At 41.4% G+C, this 22,694-nt stretch carries 18 protein-coding genes; 5 read left to right on the top strand and 13 right to left on the bottom strand.

Annotated elements, in window-relative coordinates; translation table 11 throughout:
• Window positions 1-25 precede the first annotated feature (25 nt).
• On the bottom strand, window positions 26-583 hold the full coding sequence (locus F9K33_01270) for a dCTP deaminase (GenBank protein ID KAB2881400.1): 558 nt from the start codon (window positions 581-583) through the stop codon (window positions 26-28).
• 49 nt (window positions 584-632) lie between these two features.
• Between F9K33_01270 and mutY the strand changes: the two genes are divergently transcribed.
• Entirely contained in the window at window positions 633-1,811 is a 1,179-nt protein-coding gene (gene mutY, locus F9K33_01265; protein ID KAB2881399.1) for an A/G-specific adenine glycosylase, read from the top strand.
• Here the strand turns inward: mutY and F9K33_01260 are convergent.
• Window positions 1,792-3,648, bottom strand: coding sequence for a hypothetical protein (locus F9K33_01260; protein ID KAB2881398.1), 1,857 nt, complete (start codon window positions 3,646-3,648; stop codon window positions 1,792-1,794). The two genes, mutY and F9K33_01260, sit on opposite strands and share 20 nt — an antisense overlap.
• A gap of 311 nt (window positions 3,649-3,959) precedes the next feature.
• On the opposite strand from F9K33_01260, the gene F9K33_01255 reads away from it, so the two are divergent.
• From F9K33_01255 to F9K33_01240, 4 genes are read left to right on the top strand one after another with little or no spacing between them, the layout of a single operon-like run.
• The gene (locus tag F9K33_01255) at window positions 3,960-4,619 is read left to right on the top strand and encodes an endonuclease III (protein ID KAB2881397.1); all 660 of its coding nucleotides are present in this window, start codon (window positions 3,960-3,962) and stop codon (window positions 4,617-4,619) included.
• A gap of 4 nt (window positions 4,620-4,623) precedes the next feature.
• The gene (locus F9K33_01250; GenBank protein ID KAB2881396.1) at window positions 4,624-5,226 is read left to right on the top strand and encodes a DUF4390 domain-containing protein; all 603 of its coding nucleotides are present in this window, start codon (window positions 4,624-4,626) and stop codon (window positions 5,224-5,226) included.
• 3 nt (window positions 5,227-5,229) lie between these two features.
• The gene (locus F9K33_01245; protein ID KAB2881395.1) at window positions 5,230-6,816 is read left to right on the top strand and encodes a HAMP domain-containing protein; all 1,587 of its coding nucleotides are present in this window, start codon (window positions 5,230-5,232) and stop codon (window positions 6,814-6,816) included.
• Window positions 6,817-6,830: 14 nt separating this feature from the next.
• Window positions 6,831-7,241, top strand: a complete 411-nt coding sequence (locus tag F9K33_01240) for an EVE domain-containing protein (protein KAB2881394.1) — start codon at window positions 6,831-6,833, stop codon at window positions 7,239-7,241.
• Between the two features lie 25 nt (window positions 7,242-7,266).
• Here the strand turns inward: F9K33_01240 and F9K33_01235 are convergent, their stop codons facing one another.
• From F9K33_01235 to F9K33_01185, 11 genes are all read right to left on the bottom strand, one after another.
• Window positions 7,267-8,145, bottom strand: coding sequence for a phosphoribosylaminoimidazolesuccinocarboxamide synthase (locus F9K33_01235; GenBank protein ID KAB2881393.1), 879 nt, complete (start codon window positions 8,143-8,145; stop codon window positions 7,267-7,269).
• Window positions 8,146-8,159: 14 nt separating this feature from the next.
• Window positions 8,160-11,207, bottom strand: coding sequence for a preprotein translocase subunit SecA (gene secA, locus F9K33_01230; protein ID KAB2881392.1), 3,048 nt, complete (start codon window positions 11,205-11,207; stop codon window positions 8,160-8,162).
• Window positions 11,208-11,298: 91 nt separating this feature from the next.
• The gene (locus tag F9K33_01225) at window positions 11,299-12,009 is read right to left on the bottom strand and encodes a metallophosphoesterase family protein (protein KAB2881391.1); all 711 of its coding nucleotides are present in this window, start codon (window positions 12,007-12,009) and stop codon (window positions 11,299-11,301) included.
• A 21-nt stretch (window positions 12,010-12,030) separates the two neighbouring features.
• A complete protein-coding gene (locus F9K33_01220) occupies window positions 12,031-12,810 on the bottom strand; it encodes a carbohydrate ABC transporter permease (GenBank protein ID KAB2881390.1) in 780 nt (259 codons plus the stop codon).
• Complete coding sequence (locus F9K33_01215; GenBank protein KAB2881389.1) at window positions 12,807-14,417, bottom strand: phosphoglycerate dehydrogenase; 1,611 nt, start codon at window positions 14,415-14,417, stop codon at window positions 12,807-12,809. Before F9K33_01215 ends, F9K33_01220 begins: the two co-directional genes overlap by 4 nt.
• Before the next feature lie 8 nt (window positions 14,418-14,425).
• Window positions 14,426-16,414: an ATP-dependent zinc metalloprotease FtsH gene (hflB, locus tag F9K33_01210; GenBank protein KAB2881388.1), complete on the bottom strand. Its 1,989-nt coding sequence runs from the start codon at window positions 16,412-16,414 to the stop codon at window positions 14,426-14,428.
• 30 nt (window positions 16,415-16,444) lie between these two features.
• On the bottom strand, window positions 16,445-18,892 hold the full coding sequence (lon, locus tag F9K33_01205; protein ID KAB2881387.1) for an endopeptidase La: 2,448 nt from the start codon (window positions 18,890-18,892) through the stop codon (window positions 16,445-16,447).
• Between the two features lie 104 nt (window positions 18,893-18,996).
• The gene (locus tag F9K33_01200) at window positions 18,997-20,496 is read right to left on the bottom strand and encodes a Do family serine endopeptidase (protein ID KAB2881386.1); all 1,500 of its coding nucleotides are present in this window, start codon (window positions 20,494-20,496) and stop codon (window positions 18,997-18,999) included.
• 140 nt (window positions 20,497-20,636) lie between these two features.
• Complete coding sequence (locus tag F9K33_01195; GenBank protein KAB2881385.1) at window positions 20,637-21,509, bottom strand: DnaJ domain-containing protein; 873 nt, start codon at window positions 21,507-21,509, stop codon at window positions 20,637-20,639.
• 11 nt (window positions 21,510-21,520) lie between these two features.
• Window positions 21,521-22,393, bottom strand: coding sequence for a zinc metalloprotease HtpX (htpX, locus tag F9K33_01190; GenBank protein KAB2881446.1), 873 nt, complete (start codon window positions 22,391-22,393; stop codon window positions 21,521-21,523).
• 48 nt (window positions 22,394-22,441) lie between these two features.
• Window positions 22,442-22,687: a zinc ribbon domain-containing protein gene (locus F9K33_01185; protein KAB2881384.1), complete on the bottom strand. Its 246-nt coding sequence runs from the start codon at window positions 22,685-22,687 to the stop codon at window positions 22,442-22,444.
• Between the last annotated feature and the right edge of the window lie 7 nt (window positions 22,688-22,694).

Raw genomic sequence — 22,694 nt, 5'->3', positions numbered from 1 at the left:
GGTATAGATTAGGCAGGGTACGCGACTATTTCCATCTCATTTTTTCTGAGTCATAATTCATAAACATTTTTGAGCCTACTGGCTTAACAGTTCGCTCTGAATACTTAGCCGAACTTTTCTTATTATACGGGATTTCTGTAATTCCGGATACTTCAAAATATATGAGCTGCCCTATCGGCATCCCGGCATATACCATTACAGGCTGCTTCACAGAAATTTCAAGTGTCCACGTGTTACAATACCCAACGTCACCTTTGCCTGCTGTTGCATGAATGTCAATACCGAGCCGACCAATACTCGATTTGCCTTCAAGAAAAGGGACGTGTTTCAGCGTCTCAGTGTATTCTTCTGTGACACCTAGATAGAGTTTTGTTGGCAAAAGCAAAAAACCTTCAGGCGGTATTTCAAGATGCGAAATGGGATTATCCTTTCGGCTGTCAATTATGTCGTCTTTATAGACTGCTAAATATTTAGCTAGATGGACATCGTAACTATTCGTCCCGAGGCATTCTCTACGATAGGGTTCAATAACGATTGTTTTAGCGTCAATTTCAGCTAAAATCTGTCGGTCAGTAAGAATCATTTAATTTTATTCTGCCTTGTGATTTTGTGTTTTATATTATTTTTGTTAGATTAGGCAATTAAAAAATATAGATAAATACCGCTCCAATATCAATATTATTGTTTGCGGATTATTTCAGTCACGTCAAATTAAATTACAAAAGTTGACTGCCGATCAGAAAAAGAGACTTAAGAAGCGTTTAGTTCAATCTATTCTAAGCTGGTACAAACATAACAAACGCGATCTGCCATGGCGAAAAACCCATGATCCGTACAAGATTTGGATTTCTGAAATTATGCTTCAACAAACACGCGTTGAACAAGTGATTCCATATTATTATCGCTTCTTAGATAAGTTTCCATCGATCAACGTGTTGGCCTCGTCTAACCTTGACGACGTCCTGAAAATGTGGGAAGGGATGGGATATTATCGAAGAGCGCGCTATTTGCTTGAAGCGGCAAAAATTATAGCAGAGAGACATAAAAGTAAGATTCCAAGCAAGTATGAAATATTAGCAACACTCCCTGGTTTCGGGCCCTATACGTGCGGATCAGTATTGAGCATTGCATACAACCTTCCCTATCCGGCAATTGATGGAAATGTCATTCGACTCATGTCACGCCTTTTTAAGATTGAATCGGATATAACCCGGATTGCGACAAAAAGAACGATTGAAAAGACTGTTGTTAATCTGATACCGGCGAATAAAGCATCAGCATTCTCACAAGCCTTGATGGACATGGGCGCTTCGGTATGTAAATCAGTTAGACCAAAATGTAATATCTGTTGCTGCCAAAAGTTCTGTCGAGCCTATAATGAAATGCCGAATCCCGAAATTCTTCCAAAAAAGACAAAAAAGATAAGGAACGCCCATGTCCATATCGCCGCTGGAATCGTAAGGAATAGAAATACTGTTTTGATTTCTAAACGTCCTGAGAATGTTATATTGGGAGGTCTCTGGGAATTTCCAGGTGGCAAGAAGGAAAGAAATGAATCCCTGGATGCCGCATGTGTTAGAGAATTAAAAAGTAAAGTGGGGATTAGCGCTAAAATAATCAAACCTTTTATTTCAATCAAACACCATTATTCTCACTATAGCGTTACAATTCATTTTTTTTGTTGTTCATACTTAAGTGGAAGATTGAATAAATCGACTGCAAAGTGGGTTAAAATAGACGAACTCGAAATGCATGCGTTTTCAAAAGTACACAAGCAGGTCGCAATGAAAATCAGGGATGGGGGTTGTTAGTGGAGTCAACAGGAGACGCTGACTTTATGTTAAAAATAGTGGTATCCAGCGATACCGGAACGAAAATGCTGTCCTTTTTCTCAAGTAAATTCTCCGGTTGGTGTTTCTTTACCAGATCTTTATTTCGGTATACTGAAATGAACTTGTCATTTTTCTCATTTCCATCTGCAAACTCTACATATCGGTACCATGTGACCCGATAATGTTCATTTTTTTCTCCAACAGGACCGTCCTGAATTGGCCCATCGAAACGCAATCTTCTTCCATCGTTCTTGCCAAATAATTTGAAATACATCTTGGTTCTCTTCAGATCTACCAAATTTTGCATTAGGACTATATTTTTAGTATCATTTTCAAATACCAGATCAGGACCAAAATCGGCCACAGTTGCGTCAAGTCCGGATGGTAAATAATATTTCACTTCAAATGAATGATTTGCTCGTTTCAGAATTTTTAAGCCGGAAAAGAATACCGTACGAAAAAGCGTGCTGGATACCTGACACATGCCACCGCCGTACTGCGGCTCCGTGCTGTCTCCATTTATAATAACAAGCTCTTTCTCATATCCAGTCGTGCTGTCTACTTTACCCATTTGTTTTAAAAAAGAAAATTTCTTGCCGGGCTCAATGACAACATTTTGAAACGTTTGCGACGCATGGTTGATGTTAAATTTTCTGTTTTCAGGTGATCCAAAAAAATCGGTTACGCCTGTTGCTAATACATCAGACACACCGAATTCATTATTTGGATTAGCAACCCCCCCCAACAGATGTGCAACTACAAGGGGTACTGCATAATGACCCGATGTGTCGAGTTCGTTGGCTATTATCGTGTTATTAATGGCAATGATCGTTTTAGGAACGTCCAAATAATACCCATCCTTTGCGACGCCTTCGACATGAATTTTGCCGCCTTCATTTGTGATTGTAATATCTTCTTTTGCCCGATACATATAAGGGGCGATGCGTTTATTCAGATCATTTCTCAATTTATCTGAATTAAGGATCGGATATAATGAATAATTTCCAAACTCAGCTATTTTTCGAAATTCAATCCAGTTTCTTCTCTCGTAATTATCGATCTTCCATTCATCGAAGTTGTATCCATCGTAACTGTAAATCATCACCAACCTGCGGTGGACAAGCTGATTTGCGCGGCGTTTTGCGAATTGCGCCATGTCCAGCGTGATGTCGGGAGACTTTTGCGCTATATTGATAACAATTGGTTCCGGCTTTAATGCGGCAAGAATATTGTGATATTGCTCAACCGCTGCCTCGTCATTAAAACCGTATCCTTCCTGCCCAGGAATGGCGATAAACTCTTTTCCACTCAGAACTACTGAGGCGTCTAGCACTTTATTGTTTCGTAATTTTGGAATACGGTCAATTATAGTTAATACGAAATTCGCTTCATCAAACCAGTTTTCCAAATAAACTGTCGTCGTTTTTAACATGGAAAAAATGCGGGCTTTCTGGTTATCAATAAAATTTTGTTTGTGGCCGATCTCATAAGCATCATGCAATACGGCATCCAAATCAAACTGAGGCTGAATCTCTTCGTTTATTATAGTGTAATTTCCCTCGTTGCTTTTTAAGGTAACTTCAAGGCTTTTGAATTCTTTCATATAGTCATTTATCATCATACGTGCTTCTGAAATCGTTCTACCGCCTATGTCAACCGGGCCAACTTTCGAATTCCATACCAATCTTTCAATAAGATATGCGTTGTTAATTGCGGTTGCTGCAATAAGCCAGCCTAATAACAAAAAACAACCTGCTAAGATATTTTTTCTTAAACTGGAATGTTTTTGATATCTCATCCAAGGCTTGGAAGACATATTATATTCAGTCAAGTTCACAGGTGATTATGTTAATGACTTATTAATTGAGTAATCGGAAGAAAGTGTTGCCAAAACGTACGGAGTTGAATTGTTGTCTTGTCAATAAATTGAGTGTACAATATTAGTTTCTTATCGATCAAATGTAATACAAACTTTTAGTAAAATAATAAAACTTAGCCCACAATAACAATAGTTAGTTTAATCAATTTCTTGTGTTATCGCAAAAAATTCTCTATTTTAATTGACCAATATATCGTTTCAAATTCGTTTTTCAATACCATTTTCGTATCCACAATACTGGTTTCAAAATGATTACCAATAAAAATATTGGACCAATCTTAAACAGAATAGAAAAAAAAATGAGGAAAAACGTATTGCCCTCTGTTAGCATGATTGCGACCGGATCTTCCTCACCTTTTCATGTTTTAATCGCCACTATATTGAGTTTACGAACTAAAGATGCTGTAACACTGGAAGCCAGCATCCGGCTGTTTAAAATAGCCGACACACCCGAATCTTTGATGCTTCTGAGCCAAAAGCAACTTGAAAAACTCATTTACCCCGTAGCTTTCTATAGAAATAAATCAACTCATATTTTGGAGATTTGCCGAAGACTTATCAAAGAGTACGATGGGATTGTTCCGAAGGAGCTTAATGAATTGCTTAAGTTTAAGGGTGTTGGCCGAAAAACAGCAAATTTAGTGCAGATCCTCGGTTTTGGAATACCGGCCATGTGTGTTGATACACACGTGCACAGGATTTCGAATCGTTTCGGATATATTACAACTAAAACGCCAGACGAAAGCGAGCTGAAATTGAGACAAAAATTACCAACTAGATATTGGCTCAGTTATAATGATCTGCTTGTAACATTTGGCCAAAATCAATGTAAACCCGTATCACCAATCTGTTCGACTTGTCCTGTTACCAATGTGTGTCCTAAAGTAAACGTAAGCCGGCATCGATAAACCTATGATACCCCATTCGTCAACACGTCAATTTAGTATCTTCATTGTTTTTTTGTTTAACTTTTTGATACCTGGAATTGAGATTACACAGATTATCCCATATCAAGACTCGAATGAATTGAAATGCGATGTTGTCGTCAACGATCTATTCAACTCAAAGACCCATTCTGTCCTCTTGAGCGGCATACCGCTTCACATCGTCATACCTGCAAAACTACGGGGTGTTGACAAGAACCAGGTCATGAGCAATGAAACGGAGATCATTCTATATTATGATGTTTGGGATGAGATGTTTACTTTAAAACAATCAGGCATCAAGGAGCAAATCCCTAACTTAGATTCATTAAAAAACCGTCTAAACCTAATAAGGGGTATTCCCGTCTCGAAATTGCCTCTACTGGAAAAGGATCAAAGTTTTTATATATCAATGAAGATTCATGTTTACAATGAACGATCAGGCAGTCTTATAGATTCGATCAGTCAAGCGTCGTCTAACAAGAAATTCTCTCTTGGAGCTATTATAAACTTTTTTTTCGGAAAATCAGAACCGGATGACCATTGGTATCATTCCGACAAATTTAAGTTAAGTGAATTGAAACCGAATTGAGGTATGCGTCTTAATAAGATCAAATACAAACTCATTGCAGGTATAGGAATCATTGCGATTTTACCGGCTATTCCTCTCTCTTACCTTTTCCAGAACATGATTGATAAGCTATTTAGTCTTAGACTCAATAATCGTATCGAGACGGCTTTAGAGGATGCAGTAGATATTTCTCGTTCTCTTATTCAAAACGAAAAAAAAACCAGCCTGAAGAATACCAGGCAATTTATTGAAAATCCGATGGTGCTGGCCCTGTTGAGAAAATACATTTCGCGACAATTAAACGCAAATGACCTTAATGACTTGGTAAACCTGAAACTTTTGGAGTCAAATAAACTCGATGGAGTAGCTATTTACGATAATTCACTGCAACAAATATTTCTTAGTACCGTGTACGAACGCAGAGATATAGTGAACGGCCTAAAAGATACACTATTTGCCCGTGACCGGCTTTTAACTAATTCTGAATCTGTCGATTATCGTGAAGCTGAACATTTGCTCGTTACAGGCATTCCCGTATCGTTACCTAATCAGCAGCGTGGCGTTATTCTCAGTGTGTTCGTAATTACTCCTGGGTTTTATGGAAAAACTGAGAGTGTTCTTACAGCATTACAATTGTATAAGACATTTAATGTAGAAAGTGAAAATATAAAAGCCAGTTTCTTTTATGCGTTTTTATCTATCTACTTCATCATAATTTGTTTATCAATCGGATTGAGCGTATTTTTTTCTGCAGTAATGACGCACCCTATCAAGAACTTAGCGCTCGGTACGGAACAAATATCCAAGGGGAACCTCGATTATCAGATCAATATAAAACCGAGAAACGACGAGATCGGCCAGCTAATGGTCTCCTTCAATCAGATGGTACAAAACATTAAGCAGGAACAAGACCGCGTACTCTACCTTGAAAAGATGTCGGCATGGCGTGAAATTGCCCAGCGTTTAGCACATGAAATAAAAAACCCTTTGACGCCTATCCAACTTACTGTTCAGCAGATAAAAGACTCATACAAAGGCAACGATCCCAAATACAAAAAAATTCTCGAGGAGTGTTATGAAATCGTGGATGAAGAAATTCAGAGCTTGAGAAATCTAACTAATGAATTTTCAGAATTTGCACGAATGCCGAGCATGTCGTATAAACCTACACAGTTGAACCAGATCATAAAAGATGTCGTTGCGTTCTATGCAAATGTTAGGTTTAAATTATTGTTACAGGACGATTTGCCGACCGCAGAATTAGATGCCGAAGCCGTTAAACGTATTATTATTAATCTGGTAGATAATTCACTCTCTGCAACTGGCGGAAAGCCGGATTCTCAAATAACCATATGTACCCGGTCGTCTGAAACGACGATACGGCTGATTATTTCAGATAACGGACACGGTATTCCAAAAGAAAACCTTGTTAGAATTTTCGAGCCGCATTTTTCGACAAAAACGTCGAGTATGGGCCTCGGCCTTGCCATAGTTAAATCAATTATTGAGGAACACAAAGGACAAATTGAAGTTGACAGCATTGAAAATCTTGGAACAACTTTTACGATTGATTTCAGAATTAAAGCGCCTAATCTATTTGATAATGTGTAATAAGGAGGATTTGTATGTCGTATTGGATTTTAAAATCAGAACCGACCACATATTCATTTGACAATTTAGTTAAGGACAAGAAGGCAACATGGGACGGAATACGTAATCCACAGGCCTTGCTACATATTCGTTCGATGAAAAAGAAAGATTTGGCTATGATTTACCATAGTAATGAGGGGAAATGTATCGTCGGTTTAGCCGAAATTATTTCTGAGCCGTATCCAGATCCAAAGTTGAAAGAAGCAAAGTTCGCTGTGATTGATCTTATTCCTAAATACAGATTAAAGAAGCCAGTGACATTGTCCGAAATTAAAGCTAATCCTAAGTTGTCTGAATTAAAGCTGGTAAGACAATCGCGGCTTTCAGTTATACCGGTTCCGGAAGCGATGTGGTATGAGTTGTTAAAAATGGCCGGCGAGAAATAATCATTGGAGGTAATTAAGAGACGAACTATTCAAGCCTTGTGAACAATCGCAAAGCTTCTAAATACTTTTCACTCGTTTTCATAATGATGTTCTCAGGCAATACAGGTGCTGGCGTATTATTATCCCATTTAATTGAAATCAAATAATCACGTAAAAATTGCTTATCATAACTCGGTTGACTCCCGCCGGGTTTGTATTGATCCGCCGGCCAGAATCGCGATGAATCCGGCGTCAACAATTCATCAATTAGGATTAACTCATCGTCGATAAGCCCAAACTCCATTTTTGTATCTGCAATAATAATTCCCTTCTCCGACGCTAACTTTTGTGCGTGTGAATACATCTGAATACAGGTTTCTTTAATCTTATGGGCAACGCCAGTTCCGATAATATTTTTTACTTTTTCAAATGAAATATTCTGATCATGCCCTTCCTCGGCTTTCGTCGATGGCGTAAAAATGGGCTCAGGAAGTTTATCCGATTCTTTTAATCCACTGGGTAATTTGATTCCGCAGATTGAACCTGTTTTCAAGTACTCCTTCCAACCGGATCCAGACACATATCCACGAACAATACATTCAATAGGCAGAGCTTGTGATTTATGAACCAGCATACTGCGTTTTTCGAGTACCGAATCATAGGGCTTACATATATCTGGAAATGTTTTAACATCTGTGGATACAACGTGATTTCGTATTATTCCATTGGTCTGACCAAACCAAAAAGCGGAAATTTGATTCAACACCTCCCCTTTGCGTGGTATTGCGTTGGGCATAATAACGTCGAACGCTGATATACGATCGGTGACAACAATTAGCAGATAATTATCCAGGTCGTACACATCACGTACTTTTCCGCGACGCATGAGCGGAATATTTTCAAAATTTGTTTGCGTCACAAGCATTATACTTCCTCGCCTTATTTTCCGTGACAATGTTTAAATTTCTTTCCGCTTCCGCACGGGCATGGGTCATTGCGGCCAACTTTTTGCTCTGCCCTGACCGGCGTGTGGCTAACTTTTGCAGGCTGTTCCTCTCCTTGCCTTTCAGATGCTCCGGAAAAACCCATGCCATCAGTGGATGCATGAACCGTACGTAAGGCCCGTGCGCGTTTGATCATTTGTTTTTCCATTTCTTCGGCAGGTTCAGCCCGGAACACGAATTCAACTATTTCAGAGGTAATACGGTCAAGGAGTTGCATGAACATATCAAATCCTTCTTTCTTATATTCGATCAAAGGATCTTTTTGTCCGTATCCCCGTAAATGGATACCTTCCTTGAATTCCTCCATTTCGCGCAGATGTTCTTTCCAACGTTCATCAATAGTCTTCAGTAATGCGATACGCTCTATTCGGCGCATATTTTCTGACGTCCAAACTGTTTCTCTTGCCCCATAGCGTTCCATGAGGTGCTTCCGTAAATAGTCGCTAAATTCTTCTAGCCTTAGGCTAAATAATTCGTCATTATTAAGCGCAATACCGCAGGTTCTCATTAAATAATCTGTCAGACCAGCAATATCCCAATCTTCAGAATGCGGCCGATCTCCAACATGCCTTTCATTCACCATTTCAATAAATTCGTCCAGAACATCCAAAAATTCATTCTTAACATTCTCATTTAACAAGGCTCGTCTCCGACGGCTGTAAATGATCTCACGTTGCTGATTCATCACGTCGTCATATTCTAACAATCTTTTTCGGATACTAAAGTTGCGCGCTTCTACTCGTTTCTGCGCGCGTTCCACAGCTTTGGTGATCCAACGATGAGAAATAACTTCCCCTTCCTCTGCGCCTAATCTATCCATTACGCGGGCAATACGATCCGATCCAAACAAGCGCATCAGATCATCTTCAAGCGATATAAAAAACACCGATGCTCCCGGATCACCCTGTCGGCCGCTTCGCCCTCGCAGCTGTAAGTCAATGCGTCGCGATTCATGACGTTCCGTGCCGATGATCTGAAGTCCGCCTGCGGCCTGAACGCCTGATCCAAGCTTGATATCCGTTCCGCGTCCGGCCATGTTCGTTGCAATAGTCACCGCGCCTTTTTGACCGGCATTTGATACAATTTCTGCTTCGCGTTGATTTTGTTTTGCGTTGAGAACTTCGTGTTTTACGCCTTTTCGTGTAAGCATTCGGCTAATTGTTTCTGATACTTCCACGGAGGTTGTTCCTACAAGCGTTGGTTTGTCTGATTTTTGGTTTTCACCGATAAGATCAACCACCGCATTGTATTTCTCGCGTTTTGTTCTATAGATCTGGTCTTCGTAGTCGCTTCGAACTATCGGGCGGTTCGTAGGTACTACCGTCACGTCTAGTTTATATATTTCGAATAATTCGGTCGCTTCCGTTACTGCGGTGCCGGTCATACCGGCCAATTTTTTATACAGTCGAAAATAATTTTGAAGCGTAATAGTAGCAAGCGTTTGTGTGTCGCGTTCTACTTTGACTCCTTCTTTAGCCTCGATCGCCTGGTGTAAGCCGTCGCTGTACCGGCGTCCATGTAGAATACGTCCTGTAAATTCGTCTACGATTTGTACTTTGCCGTCCTGCACAACGTATTCAATATCTTTTTCGTACAACGAATACGCCAATAGCAATTTTTCAATACTGTGTATTCGGTCACTGCGTTCCGCAAATAACTTCCCTAATTCATCTTTCTTAACCGCGCGGTCACGTTCACTGAGGTCGTGATTCGTGTCAATCTTTATGATCTCATCTGAAAGATCCGGAATAATAAACATCTCCGGGTTTGTCGGCGACATGGTATTTCGGCCTTTTTCAGTCAGATCTATCGCGTGACTCTTCTCGTCGATCGCAAAATAAAGTTCTTCATCAATTTCATGAATTTTTTTATCGCGTAAATAATTATTCTCAGTCGCCTGTATGAGTTGCGCGACACCCTCCTGCGTCATGGCTTTCATTAACCTTTTGTTCTTTGGCGCGCCACGCAATGCTGTGAGCAATTTAATTCCTGCTTCTACATTATCACCATTCTTAAGCGCCTGATCACCGTCTGCTACGAGCTGATTAACCAATCGGGTTTGCATGTCGAGCAGCTTCTTTACGAGCGGGTTACTTTCTTCATATTTTTGATTTGTAGGTGTATCCACTGCTCCGCTGATAATCAAGGGTGTTCGCGCTTCATCGACCAAAACCGAATCTACCTCATCTACGATCGCATAATAATGTCCGCGTACCTGTACCACATCGTCCGGTGACGTTGCCATATTGTCGCGTAAATAATCAAATCCAAACTCATTGTTGGTACCGTAGGTGATGTCACAATTATATGCCTCTCTCCGTTGCGCAGGATTCATGTCATTAAGAATCACACCGATAGTTAGGCCGAGAAATTCATAGACTTTTCCCATCCACTCTTTGTCGCGTAAAGCCAGATAATCGTTTACGGTTACCAGATGTACGCCCCGCCCAGCTAATGCATTGAGGTAAATTGACGCCACTGCAACCAATGTCTTTCCTTCGCCTGTTGCCATCTCTGCAATTTTTCCTTGATGTAGAACAATTCCGCCGATCAGCTGTACATCATAAGGAACCATGTCCCATGTTACTTGTCGTCCGCACACTATATAGGAGCTCCCCTTCAGGCGTTTACAGGCCTGTTTAACATTGGCAAAGGCCTCCGGTAGTATATCATCTAAGGCCGCTTGCTGCATGTCAAACAGCCGTTTTTCAGCGCTTTTTAGTTCATCCACCAATGCTTTTGCAAGATTGTGATCGGAACTTGAATATATCTTCTCTTTGATTTCCTGAACGGCGGCAGCTTCATCTTTAGTAAGTTCTTTGATTCTGTCTTTGAATTCACCGGTTTTCTCGGCAAGCTGCTCAGTACTCAAAGCGTCGTATAAAGCATCGTAACGATTTATTTCTTCAACGATAGGCGATATTTTTTTTACATCGCGTTCATGTTTATTACCTAAAACGGCTCTTAATACAGCTGAAATCATTGGTTAATGCGGCTCCTTCATCTATTCACACAGTTAAATTAAGTATCCAAGTCTATTTTATCTTATTATTAGATTTAAATATATCTAGCTCTTATCTTCCTTTTATTAAACGATCAGCTAAAAATGGAGGCAGTCCCCTTTCTCTTATTTTTTGAGCTGTCGCTTCCGTATCGTATTCAGAGCGATAGGGCTGGTAATACCATTTATTCGTATCAAAAATGCCGAAGCTTAGACGCGGATTGCCATCTCTGGGTTGTCCAATACTTCCGACATTGATCAAATATTTGGTTTCTTTACTCAGTGAAAACGACATGGTAGTACTTGTGTCGTGGTAGTATATCTGCGGTACGTGAGAATGGCCGATGAAGCAAACTTTTTCTTCAAAATGATCGAATTGCGTCATGGCATCATTCCAAGTAAAAACATAATGCCATTCTTCAGGCTCCTGGGGAGTCGAGTGAACAAAATAGATATCATTTAGCTTGTGCGTATATGGCAGGAGCGAGAGAAAGTTTAAATTATCTTCACTGATCTGCTCGCGGGTCCATAGCACGGCTTCTTTGGCAATAGGGTTAAAATTTTCTGTTGCCTCAGTATGGGTTACAGCATAATCGTGATTTCCCATGAGTATAATATTAGAGCGCTTTCGAACAATATCTATACACTGATCAGGATCAGGTCCATAACCTACGACGTCTCCCAGACAAATGATCTCGTCTGGTTTTTGATCATCGATCACGTTAAGCGCTTTGGTTAAGGCTTCTAAATTAGCGTGAATGTCGGAAATGACGGCAATTCGCATGGAGTGTAGCGTATATAAATGTTATTCTTTCAAAGCTCCGCTGGTGAGCCCGGATATTATTTGTTTTTGAAATAAAAGAAAAATAATGATCATCGGAATAGACGAAATACCGGCTCCTGCCATTAGGTGCGGCGTGTCAATATCCTGGTAACCGCTGAAAAAAGCCAAACCGACGGGCAAAGTTCTCATAACATCAGAATCTGTAAAAAGAAACGGAAACAAAAACTGATTCCAATTATTCACAAAAATGTAAATTCCTAAAACCGCTAATGCAGGCTTTGCCATCGGCATGATGATACGAAATAATATGGTCATTTCAGCAGCCCCGTCCATGCGCGCCGACTCTTCTACAGAAACAGGTAATTTTTCAAAATATTGTTTCATCAGGAATATTCCGAACGGATTTACGACCCAAGGAATAATGAGTGCCCAATAGGTATCGAGCCAATTAAAATGATTCATCAACATGTAGAGAGGAACCATGACTATCTGTCCGGGGATAATTAAAGTCAAAAGAACCGTAATAAAAAGTACATTTTTATAGCGAAAATTCTGTCTTGCAAAGAAATAGCCTGCCATCGAACAAAAAACAATATTACCCGCCGTAACAGCTATCGAGACAATTAAACTATTAAAGAAATATCGCCCAAATAATCCTGAATTCCAAACTTCAACATAATTTCCAAAAGAAAAATTTTTTTCTGGATATTCAACCAATGACACGCCTATCATCCACGCGACGGGAGCGATACATACAAGGCAGACAGCAAATAAGAGTGAATACCTATTCCACGAAGTCATGCATTCGTTCTTTGGAGACTAAACGGCTGCAATACATTGTTTAAACTGATGAAACGCACATCGGCAAATCCGTTCTTCAGTAATTCATTCTCGACTTCAATCGGAATTCCCTGGTCAAGATTTAACACGGTCATCGCTTTCCCGCCGATGCCTTTTCGGCCTAACGACATTTGCGCAATATTGATCTTGTGATTACCCAAAACCGTTCCCAGCTTCCCAATCATCCCGGGCCTGTCATCATTAGAAATTTTTAAAAGAAAACCGTTCAACTTCGAGTCAAACATAAACTCATTGATCGCAACTAATCGAGGGTCGTTTTTTCCATAGAGGGCGCCAGACACTGTATGAATATTCCCATTAGCCACGATTTCAATTGTGATGAGATGCGTAAAATCCTGATGTTCTGTGCTACGTGTTTCACTTACGGCAATGCCTTGGTTTTTTGCAATTACCGGAGCGCTAACCATATTGACGTTCTCTATAACGTTATCAAGCAATCCGGTCAAGAAGCTTGTCGTCATCAACTCGGTCGGATGGTCAAGGACGTCGCCAAAGTAACATACATTTATTTTTGTAAAAGGCCCGTCAAAAGCCTGCGAAGTAAAACTTCCTAATTTATTTGCGAGATTCAGATAAGCAGAGCTTTTTATAATAACCGACTGATCTAAGGGCATCATATTCACAGCCCCGCGAATTGTTTTGCCTGAAAAAGCGTCGATGATCTGCTCTGCGATTTGTATAGCTACTTTTTCCTGTGCTTCTTCTGTTGATGCACCTAAATGCGGCGTAACAATAACGTTGGGTAATTGTAATAGCGGATTGTTACCGGGCGGTTCGGAATTGAAAACATCCAAGGCAACTCCTGCAACCTTTCCGGACTTTAAAAAATCAAAAAGCGCCTCTTCATTTATGATCCCGCCGCGTGCGCAATTAACAATTCGAACGCCGTCTTTGCACATTTGCAATGTGTTCTTGTTCAAAATATTTTCGGTAGCTTTATTAAGCGGTGTGTGAATTGTAATGAAATCGGAGCGTGCCAATAAATTTTCAAGTGAAACAAGTTCAACCCCTATTTTCGCCGCTTCGCTTGGGTTTAGAACCGGGTCATATCCGACAATAGCCATACCAAATGATTTCATTCTGAGTGCAACTTCACGTCCGACTTTTCCTATTCCGAGAATGCCTAAAGTCTTTTCAAACAGTTCAGAGCCTGTGAATTTACTTTTTTTCCATTCACCGCCTTTAACACTGTCGTTTGCCTGCGGGATATTTCGAGATAACGCCATGATCATCGCAATAGTGTGTTCCGCTGTTGAAACGGTGTTTCCGCCAGGCGTATTCATTACGACAATGCCTTTTTGGGTTGCGGCCTCTACATCGATATTATCAACACCCGCTCCGGCACGGCCTATGATCTTCAGTCGGCCCGCTGCATGAATGAGTGATGCTGTTGCTTTACTTGCACTTCGAACGATCCAAGCGTCATATTCAGATATGATATTTGCTAATTCAGCTGGTGACAAGCCGGTTTTATAATCAACTTCAAATTGGCTGCTCAGTTTTCCAACACAAGCAGGTGAAACCTCGTCGCTTATGAGAATTTTCATGGTTTTATTTATTTCATTTCCGCGTCAATAACAATCTCTTCGACGACTTTTTTCTCCTGAGACTCGGTTGATTTTCCATTCTGGCCGTTATCATTTACATCCAAGGCGTTCTTTGAACCAAGAATCTCCTCGATTTCCTTCTTATCCAGAACTTCCTTTTCCAGTAATTTTTTTGTTAATGATTCCAATTTGTCGCGCTTCTCGATTAACAGGTTTCGAGTTTTTTCGTAGGCCGCATCGATGATAAATTTAACTTCCGAATCTATCAGTTTTGCCGTTTCTTCGCTATACGGCTTCATGGTAATTCCGCCAAGAAAATTCTCGCGTCCATTCTCGATGTATGAAATATTGCCCAGCTTTGTAGACATACCATACATGGTTACCATACGCGTTGCAATTTCCGTGACACGCTCAAGGTCATTCGATGCGCCGGTGGAGATTTGGTTGAAAACAATATCCTCAGCAGCACGTCCGCCAAGTAAACTGCATAGTTTCTCGATCAATTCATCACGCGACAATAAATATCTGTCTTCAAGAGGAGTCTGCAGCGTATACCCAAGCGCAGCAACCCCGCGTGGAACTATCGAGACTTTATGTATAGGATCCGCGTTCTCGAGATAATGCCCGACTACCGCATGGCCGGATTCATGATAGGCAACGATGTTTTTTTCTTTCGGACTGATGATTTTATTTTTCTTCTCTAATCCGCCAATCACACGTTCAATCGCATCCTGGAAATCAGATGTATCGATTCTCTCCTTATCCTTTCGAGAGGCCAGCAAAGAGGCTTCGTTACAAACGTTTGCGATTTCAGCTCCCGCAAATCCGGGTGTCTGGGCCGCCAATGCCTGTAAATCCATGTTCTCAGCTAGAGGCATACCTTTTGTGTGAACTTTAAATATCTCCATCCTTGCTTTAAGGTCCGGCCGGTCTAATACCACCTGACGGTCAAATCGTCCTGGTCTTAACAATGCAACGTCCAAAACATCCGGTCGATTGGTTGCGCCAACGATGATCACGCCTTTGTCCGTATTAAAACCGTCCATTTCAACAAGTAATTGATTTAAAGTATTCTCACGCTCGTCATGGCCGCCCATGATCATTCCTTTGGCTCTGCTCCGGCCAATGGCATCGATTTCATCGATAAATATGATACATGGCGCCTTTGATTTTGCCTCGGCAAATAAATCTCTTACCCGTGAAGCGCCGACACCGACAAACATTTCGACAAAATCAGATCCGCTCAAATGAAAAAAAGGCACATTCGCCTCGCCCGCTACGGCTTTTGCAAGCAGTGTTTTCCCTGTTCCAGGAGGGCCAACTAATAGAACTCCCTTGGGTAGTTTTGCCCCGAGTTTGGTATATTTTTTTGGATTTTGCAGGAAATCAACGATCTCCCGAACCTCCTCTATCACTTCTTCAACACCGGCAACATCGCTAAATGTTACTTTTGTTTTTGAATCCGTCGCATAAATTTTGGCCTTACTTTTTCCGATGCTCATTACATTGCCGCCGCCGCCCATTCGTTTGAAAATAAATCCCCACAAAAGAAAAAGCAGAAGCAACGGAAAAATCCAGTAGATGAGAATATTTTCAAGCCAATTACTGTCGATCACGCCCTTATAATTTACGCCGGCAGCCTGAAGATCTTCGACTAACTTATCGTCAGTTAGCGCGTTTACAATAAAAGTCTGACGGAGGTCTTTTTTGAATTGGCTTTCAAAAAAATTTCCAAGGCGAATTCGCTCCGTGATATCCGTCGGCTGCTGGTTTGCTTTTTCCTGCTGAGCAACAAGACTATCAGGTAATTTAAATTTTCCGAATATCTTGTCGTTGGTGATTTGAACTTCGTCAATTTTTCCTGCGGCTAATTTATCGCGAAACTCCTTATAGGTTATTTCTGCGTCTTGTCCGCTTGGAAATAATATTGGGTTGAGGAGAACAAATAGAAATAGGACGCCCAAAATGATAGGTATCTGCAGTTTTTGTTTATTCATTATATGTTCCTTATGAGCCCTTTTGAGTTGTTATTTTTTTTGTGATCGTTTTAGACTTTTTGTTTTCTTCCTTTTTGGTTTCACACCGTTGTTATGAACCCGTATGGATTTAACGATCGGTTCAAGTGCGATCTCAACAACTTTAGAAACTTCTTTGACCAGAACAAACTTGATCTCATCGCGGATCTGTTTTGGAACTTCATCAAGATCATTAGCATTCTTATTCGGAATAATTATGGTTCGGATACCTGCGCGATGCGCCGCGAGTATTTTCTCTTTTACGCCGCCGATCGGCAATACAGCCCCTCTAAGCGTAATTTCTCCAGTCATCGCAATATCATTTCGAACAAGCCTGTTTGTTAATAGCGAATAAATGGCCGTATACATAGTGATTCCTGCTGAAGGCCCATCCTTCGGAATTCCTCCTGCAGGCACATGAATATGGATGTCTATTTTGTCGAATTCATCTGTGATTCCAAGCTCCTCTGCCTGCGACCGAATTTGACTCAATGCAGCAACGGCTGATTCTTTCATGATATCACCCAGCTGCCCTGTCAGTGTCAAGTTGCCCTTCCCTTTCATTTTTGAAGCTTCAATAAACAGTATGTCCCCGCCGGCGGCTGTCCATGCCAGTCCCGTGACAATTCCAGGCTTATTGATACGCTCAACGGCATCTGAGAAGAACTTTATTTTTCCGAGGTAAGTATACAAGTTTTTTTTGTCAATCGTGGTCTTGGTGATTTTTCCTTCGGCAATTTGGTGTGCGACACCTCTGCAAATAGTCGCAATTTCCCGCTCCAGATTTCTCAGCCCCGCCTCGCGTGTGTGATCGCGGATAATGTGTTTGATCGTTTGACGGTCAAATTTGATTTGTTTCCCGCTTAAACCGTGTTCGCTTATCTGTTTCGGAATAATGAATTTTTGTGCAATATTTATCTTCTCTTCCTCCGTATAACCTGGAATTTCAATGATCTCCATACGATCACGCAGGGCGGGTATGATCGGATCAGCTAGATTGGCTGTCGCAATAAATAGGACTTTCGAGAGATCAAACGGTACATCCAGATAATGGTCTGCAAAACTGAAATTCTGTTCCGGATCAAGCACTTCAAGCAATGCGCTTGACGGATCCCCTCGAAAATCCATTCCAACCTTATCAATCTCATCAAGCATGAATACCGGGTTGATGGAACCGCCTTTCTTGATACCTTGTATCACGCGCCCCGGTAATGCGCCGATATATGTTCGGCGGTGGCCTCGAATCTCCGCTTCATCACGAATCCCGCCCAACGACATGCGAACGAATTTTCGCCCAAGCGCCTTAGCAATGGATCGGCCTAATGAGGTTTTTCCGACGCCCGGCGGACCAACAAAACAGAGGATCGGGCCGCGCATATCGTTCTTAAGTTTACGCACGGACAGATATTCCAATATTCTTTTCTTGACCTTTTCCAAACCATAATGGTCCGATTCAAGGCTTTTTCGCGCCGCATCTATCTTCATATTGTCTTCAGTAAATATGCTCCACGGCATGTCGACAAGCCAGTCAATGTAGGTGCGTGATACTGTATACTCGGCCGCCATAGGCGACATGCGGCCCAGACGCTCCAATTCCTTTTTTGTGACGTCATACACTTCTTTAGGCATCTTCGCTTTTTCAATCTTTTCTTTTATCTCTGTAATTTCCGGGTTGGCAGATTCCGCATCACCCAGCTCACGCTGAATTGCCTTTAACTGCTCGCGTAAATAATATTCACGTTGCGTTTTGCTAATTTCGTCCTGCACATCACTTTGGATTTTGTTCCCTAATTCGAGAGTCTGCAAAACCTTATTTAACATCACATGCGTTTTATCCAGGCGCTCCTTCACATTCAGAACTTGCAGTATCTCCTGTTTTTCTTCGGTTGAAATATTCAGCGCTGAAACTGCAACGTCGGCGACCCGTCCAGGCAGTTGTACATTTAGTATCATTGACGTCTGTTCTGCAGTAAGATACGGTGCTAACCCGGCCATTTTTTGAAAAATGCTTTTTATATTCATCACCAATGCGTCTATCTCAAGGTCATCATGCGATGGAGGAATATCAACCAATTCGTCTATCTTTGCCACCCAATAGGGGTCATCCTGTATAAATTCTTTGAGTCGGATCCGTTGAACACCCTGAACGATTACGCTCTTACTGCCATCCGGCATATCGAATACGCGCATGATCGTCGCAGCTACTCCGTATTCATACATATCGGAATGGCTGGGATTCTCAATCGAACTTTCCTTCTGCGCTACAACACCGATCAGGCGGTTTGCGTCTGAGAACTCTGAAATCAGCTTAAGCGTCTTGTCTCTGCCGATGGACAAAGGCATGATCTGCTGAGGAAATAGCACCGTATTGCGCAACGGAATGATCGGCAACGATTCCGGTAACTGACCCTTCTTCTTTTTTTCTTTGAGAGAAATCTGTTCCTCGAAAGTTTTTGTCATCTTCTAATCCTTGATAATGAAATCATATAATAATAAATAATAAAAAAGCATCAGGGACCGTAAAGATTCCTGATGCTGATGCACAAGAAATCACATTGTCTCGTTTAGTTTGGCATGTTAAACGCGACAAATAATGAACTCCCTTTGCGGTTTACCAGCAGCAGTACCGTTTCTCCTTTGGTCACCTTATCTACTTCATCGATAAATTCTTTCACATTCTTAACGTCCTTCCGGCCCACACGCTGAATGATATCGCCTTGTCTAAGCCCTGCGCCAAATGCAGATCCGTCCTGTTCAATGTCCGTAATTATAACACCCGGAATATTTGAGACGCCGAACTTAGTTGCCAGATCTTTATTCATCGTGGTAACATTGATCCCCAATCGTTCAAAGCTCTTTTTGGCAGGCGCTTCTTCTTTTACAGCCATAGGCTCGCCTGGGGCTTCCGCTAATGTAACTTTTATGGTTATTTCTTTGCCGTCGCGTATTAAAGTAAGATCAACATCGGTTCCAGGCTGCTTTGGAATTATTTGTTTTCTAATCTCGACGCTATTGGCAACTTCTTTACCGTCCACCTTCACAATTACATCGCCTTGTTTCAACTGTGCTTTGTCAGCCGGACTGCCTTCCACGATTTGAGCAATGACAGCGCCTTTTGCCGACTTTAACCCAAGGGCTTTCGCCATTTGTTCATCCACGTCCTGCATGCTCACGCCGACAAAGCCGCGAACAACTTTTCCTGACTTGATTAATTGATCCATAATCGATTTTGCGGTGTTAGACGGTATTGCAAAACCGATTCCTTCATAACCGCCGCTTCTTGACATGATCGCGGCATTTATGCCAACCAGTTCTCCGCTCAAATTAACCAATGCACCGCCGCTGTTACCCGGATTAATGGCCGCATCCGTTTGTAAAAAATCGACATCGGTATCAAGGCCAACGGAGGAACGCGACATGCCGCTGATAATGCCGGCGGTTACAGTATGGCTAAGAGATTTGCTGAAAGGATTTCCAACCGCTAACGCCCATTGGCCGACTTTTATATTATCCGAATTGGCAACTTTGATTGCCGGTAATCCTTTTTCATCAATTTTTACAACGGCAAGATCTGTTCTTGGATCAGTTCCAATCAACTTTCCGTCATATGTTTTCCCGTTTGATAGCGTGATTTTTATCTTGTCGGTTCTGTCAATTACGTGATTATTCGTAATTATATATCCATCGGTGCTCACAATAACGCCTGACCCAAGACCCGCAACTTTTTGCTCTTGTTTTGGCTGGCTTCTTGGATTCCCGAAGAATCTCCTGAACATATCGTCCCCACCCATAAAATCGTTGAATGGATCGCTATATTTTACGGTAGTCTCAGTTTCAACTGTAACCACGCTTGGTGTGACATATTCAGCAACCACTGAAAACCCTTCACTCCAATCTTTCATGGCCGCCATTTTCTCTTCCAATTGAAGCCTGACTTCCGTATCCGATCCAGCTCGTCCTTTAAAAGTCATATCTAAATTTGCCGTCAGAAGGATACCGGCGACTATTCCAATAATAACCAGTACTAACCCTATGATTAGTCTCGACGATCTCGCAGTATGCATTACATTCCTCCAAAATTTGTTATAAAGAAAACTTTATTTTTTTTACGGTATAAAATGCTGAAAGTTTTATCCAAAATACGTAATAATTTATTAATAATATTAGTCTAACCTTAATAATATTGAAATTTAACTCTGCTGAATTACCATTTCATTCCGGATTCATTGGCAAAGGCTTCCAATAGCTCTTTCTGTTTTCTTGTTAAATTTTTTGGAACTGAAAGCGCCATAGTAACATACATATCCCCTTTTTTCCCGCTATGGCGAACTCCTAAATGTGAAAGTTTCAACATCGTTCCGTTTTGTGTTCCAACCGGAATTTTGACTTCCACATGGCTCCCATAAACTGTCTTAACTTTAACAGTACTCCCAAGCGACATCTGAGCGAAATTAACCGGAATTTCGCAATAAACATCATTACCCTTTCTTGAAAAAAACGGATCGGGCTGAACGCGTATAGTTAAAAGTATGTCAGGGGAATTGTTTTGATGAATACGCAATTGCTCACCGTCGTTAATTCCTTCTGGCAGTTTTACCCGTATGGTGTGCGGAATACCATTGTTTATAGCAAACTCCACATCTCCACCATTTATCGATTTCTGAAACGGAACGGATAATTCAACATTGATTTCCTGCTTTTTTGTGGTGTTGCCAAAGAACATATCATCCAGTATATCTGCAAACGATTCACGCCCGCCAAATCCGTATGATTTCCCACCCGATTTAAAATTTCTCATAAAATCATTCAAGTCAGAGGATGAGAAATCATCAGAATTCTGATAACTCGTTCCGCTTCTCCCGCCGCCGAATCGGCGCAGTGTATCATATTCTTTCTTTTTTTTTGCATCGCTCAGGGTATTATAGGCTTCGGACATTTCCTTGAATCTTTCCTCCGACTGTTTATTTCCGTGGTTACGGTCCGGATGAAATTTTTTCGCCAGCGTTTTGTACGCCGTTTTGATCTCATCCTCCGATGCTGATTCCGAAATGCCCAATATTTTGTAATAATCTTTCAAGGAAATCTTTCTTAAAATGATAATCCCGTTTCCTGTGCATATTGCTTGAGCTTTTCAACCCGTTCTTTCGTCGTCGGATGCGTCCTGAACAAACCGGTAAGGCCGCCTCCTGTCAAAGGGCTAATGATGAACATATGAGCGGTCGCATTACTTGCGTGTAATGGCAGCTGCAAATTTCCTTTTTCCAATTTAATCAAAGCGTTTGCCAGCTGCATAGGCCTGCGAGAGATTTCTGCACCCGTTCTATCCGCCAAAAACTCACGCGACCGTGATATGGCTAACTGAATGATGGTTGCGACAATGGGAGCAAGAATTGCCATGATAAGAAATGAAAAAATGTTACTGCCGCCGCTATCATCATCATCAGAACTTTTGTTGAATCCGCCAAAAATCGCAGCCCACTGCGCCATACTCGCGATATAACCTATCGCACCCGCGAATGTAGCTACAATTGAGCTAATCAGTATATCGCGGTTCTTAACATGCGCAAGTTCGTGCGCCATCACTCCTTCAAGTTCGTCCTCGCTCAGCCTTGATAGAATACCTTCTGTAGCTGCTACTGCGGCATGCTCCGGATCACGTCCGGTAGCAAATGCGTTTGGCGAATCTGTCGGAATAATGTAAAGCCGTGGCATCGGCAGACTCGCATTAGTTGCTAACCGCTGAACCAGATTATAAAATTTAGTGTTATCGCTATATTGGATTTCCTTCGCGCCATACATTTTCAGTACGATTTTATCGCTAAACCAATAGCTCACAAAATTCATAATACCGGCCAAGACCAAAGCGATAATGGCACCTGACTGACCGCCAATCATATTTCCTATAAACACGAAAAGTAATGTCAGCATTGTAAGCAAAAACATGGTCTTAAATGTGTTCATGAAAAACATACTTGAAACCTTCCTCTTTTTTTTTCAGATAATTTGGGCCTAATCCTTCTTCCCGGAATCAGTCTTCTTTTCTTTTTTTTCACCATTGGAGCCATTCGAGGCACCGGTTTTCTTATAATCAGTTATATAAAAGCCTGAACCTTTGAACATAAGGCCAGATCCTGCTCCGATCATTCGCGATGACGCCTTTCCGCAAGTCGGACATGGCGTTGACGGTTCATCGTTGATACGTTGGAACTCTTCGAATACATGCCCTTCCGGACATTTGAAATCATAGGTCGGCATACTATTG

The sequence above is a fragment of the bacterium genome (genome assembly GCA_008933615.1).
Taxonomy (GTDB): domain Bacteria; phylum CLD3; class CLD3; order SB21; family SB21; genus SB21.
The sequence above is the reverse complement of the archived record's forward strand: the minus strand, read 5'-3'. Positions and strand labels throughout refer to the sequence as shown.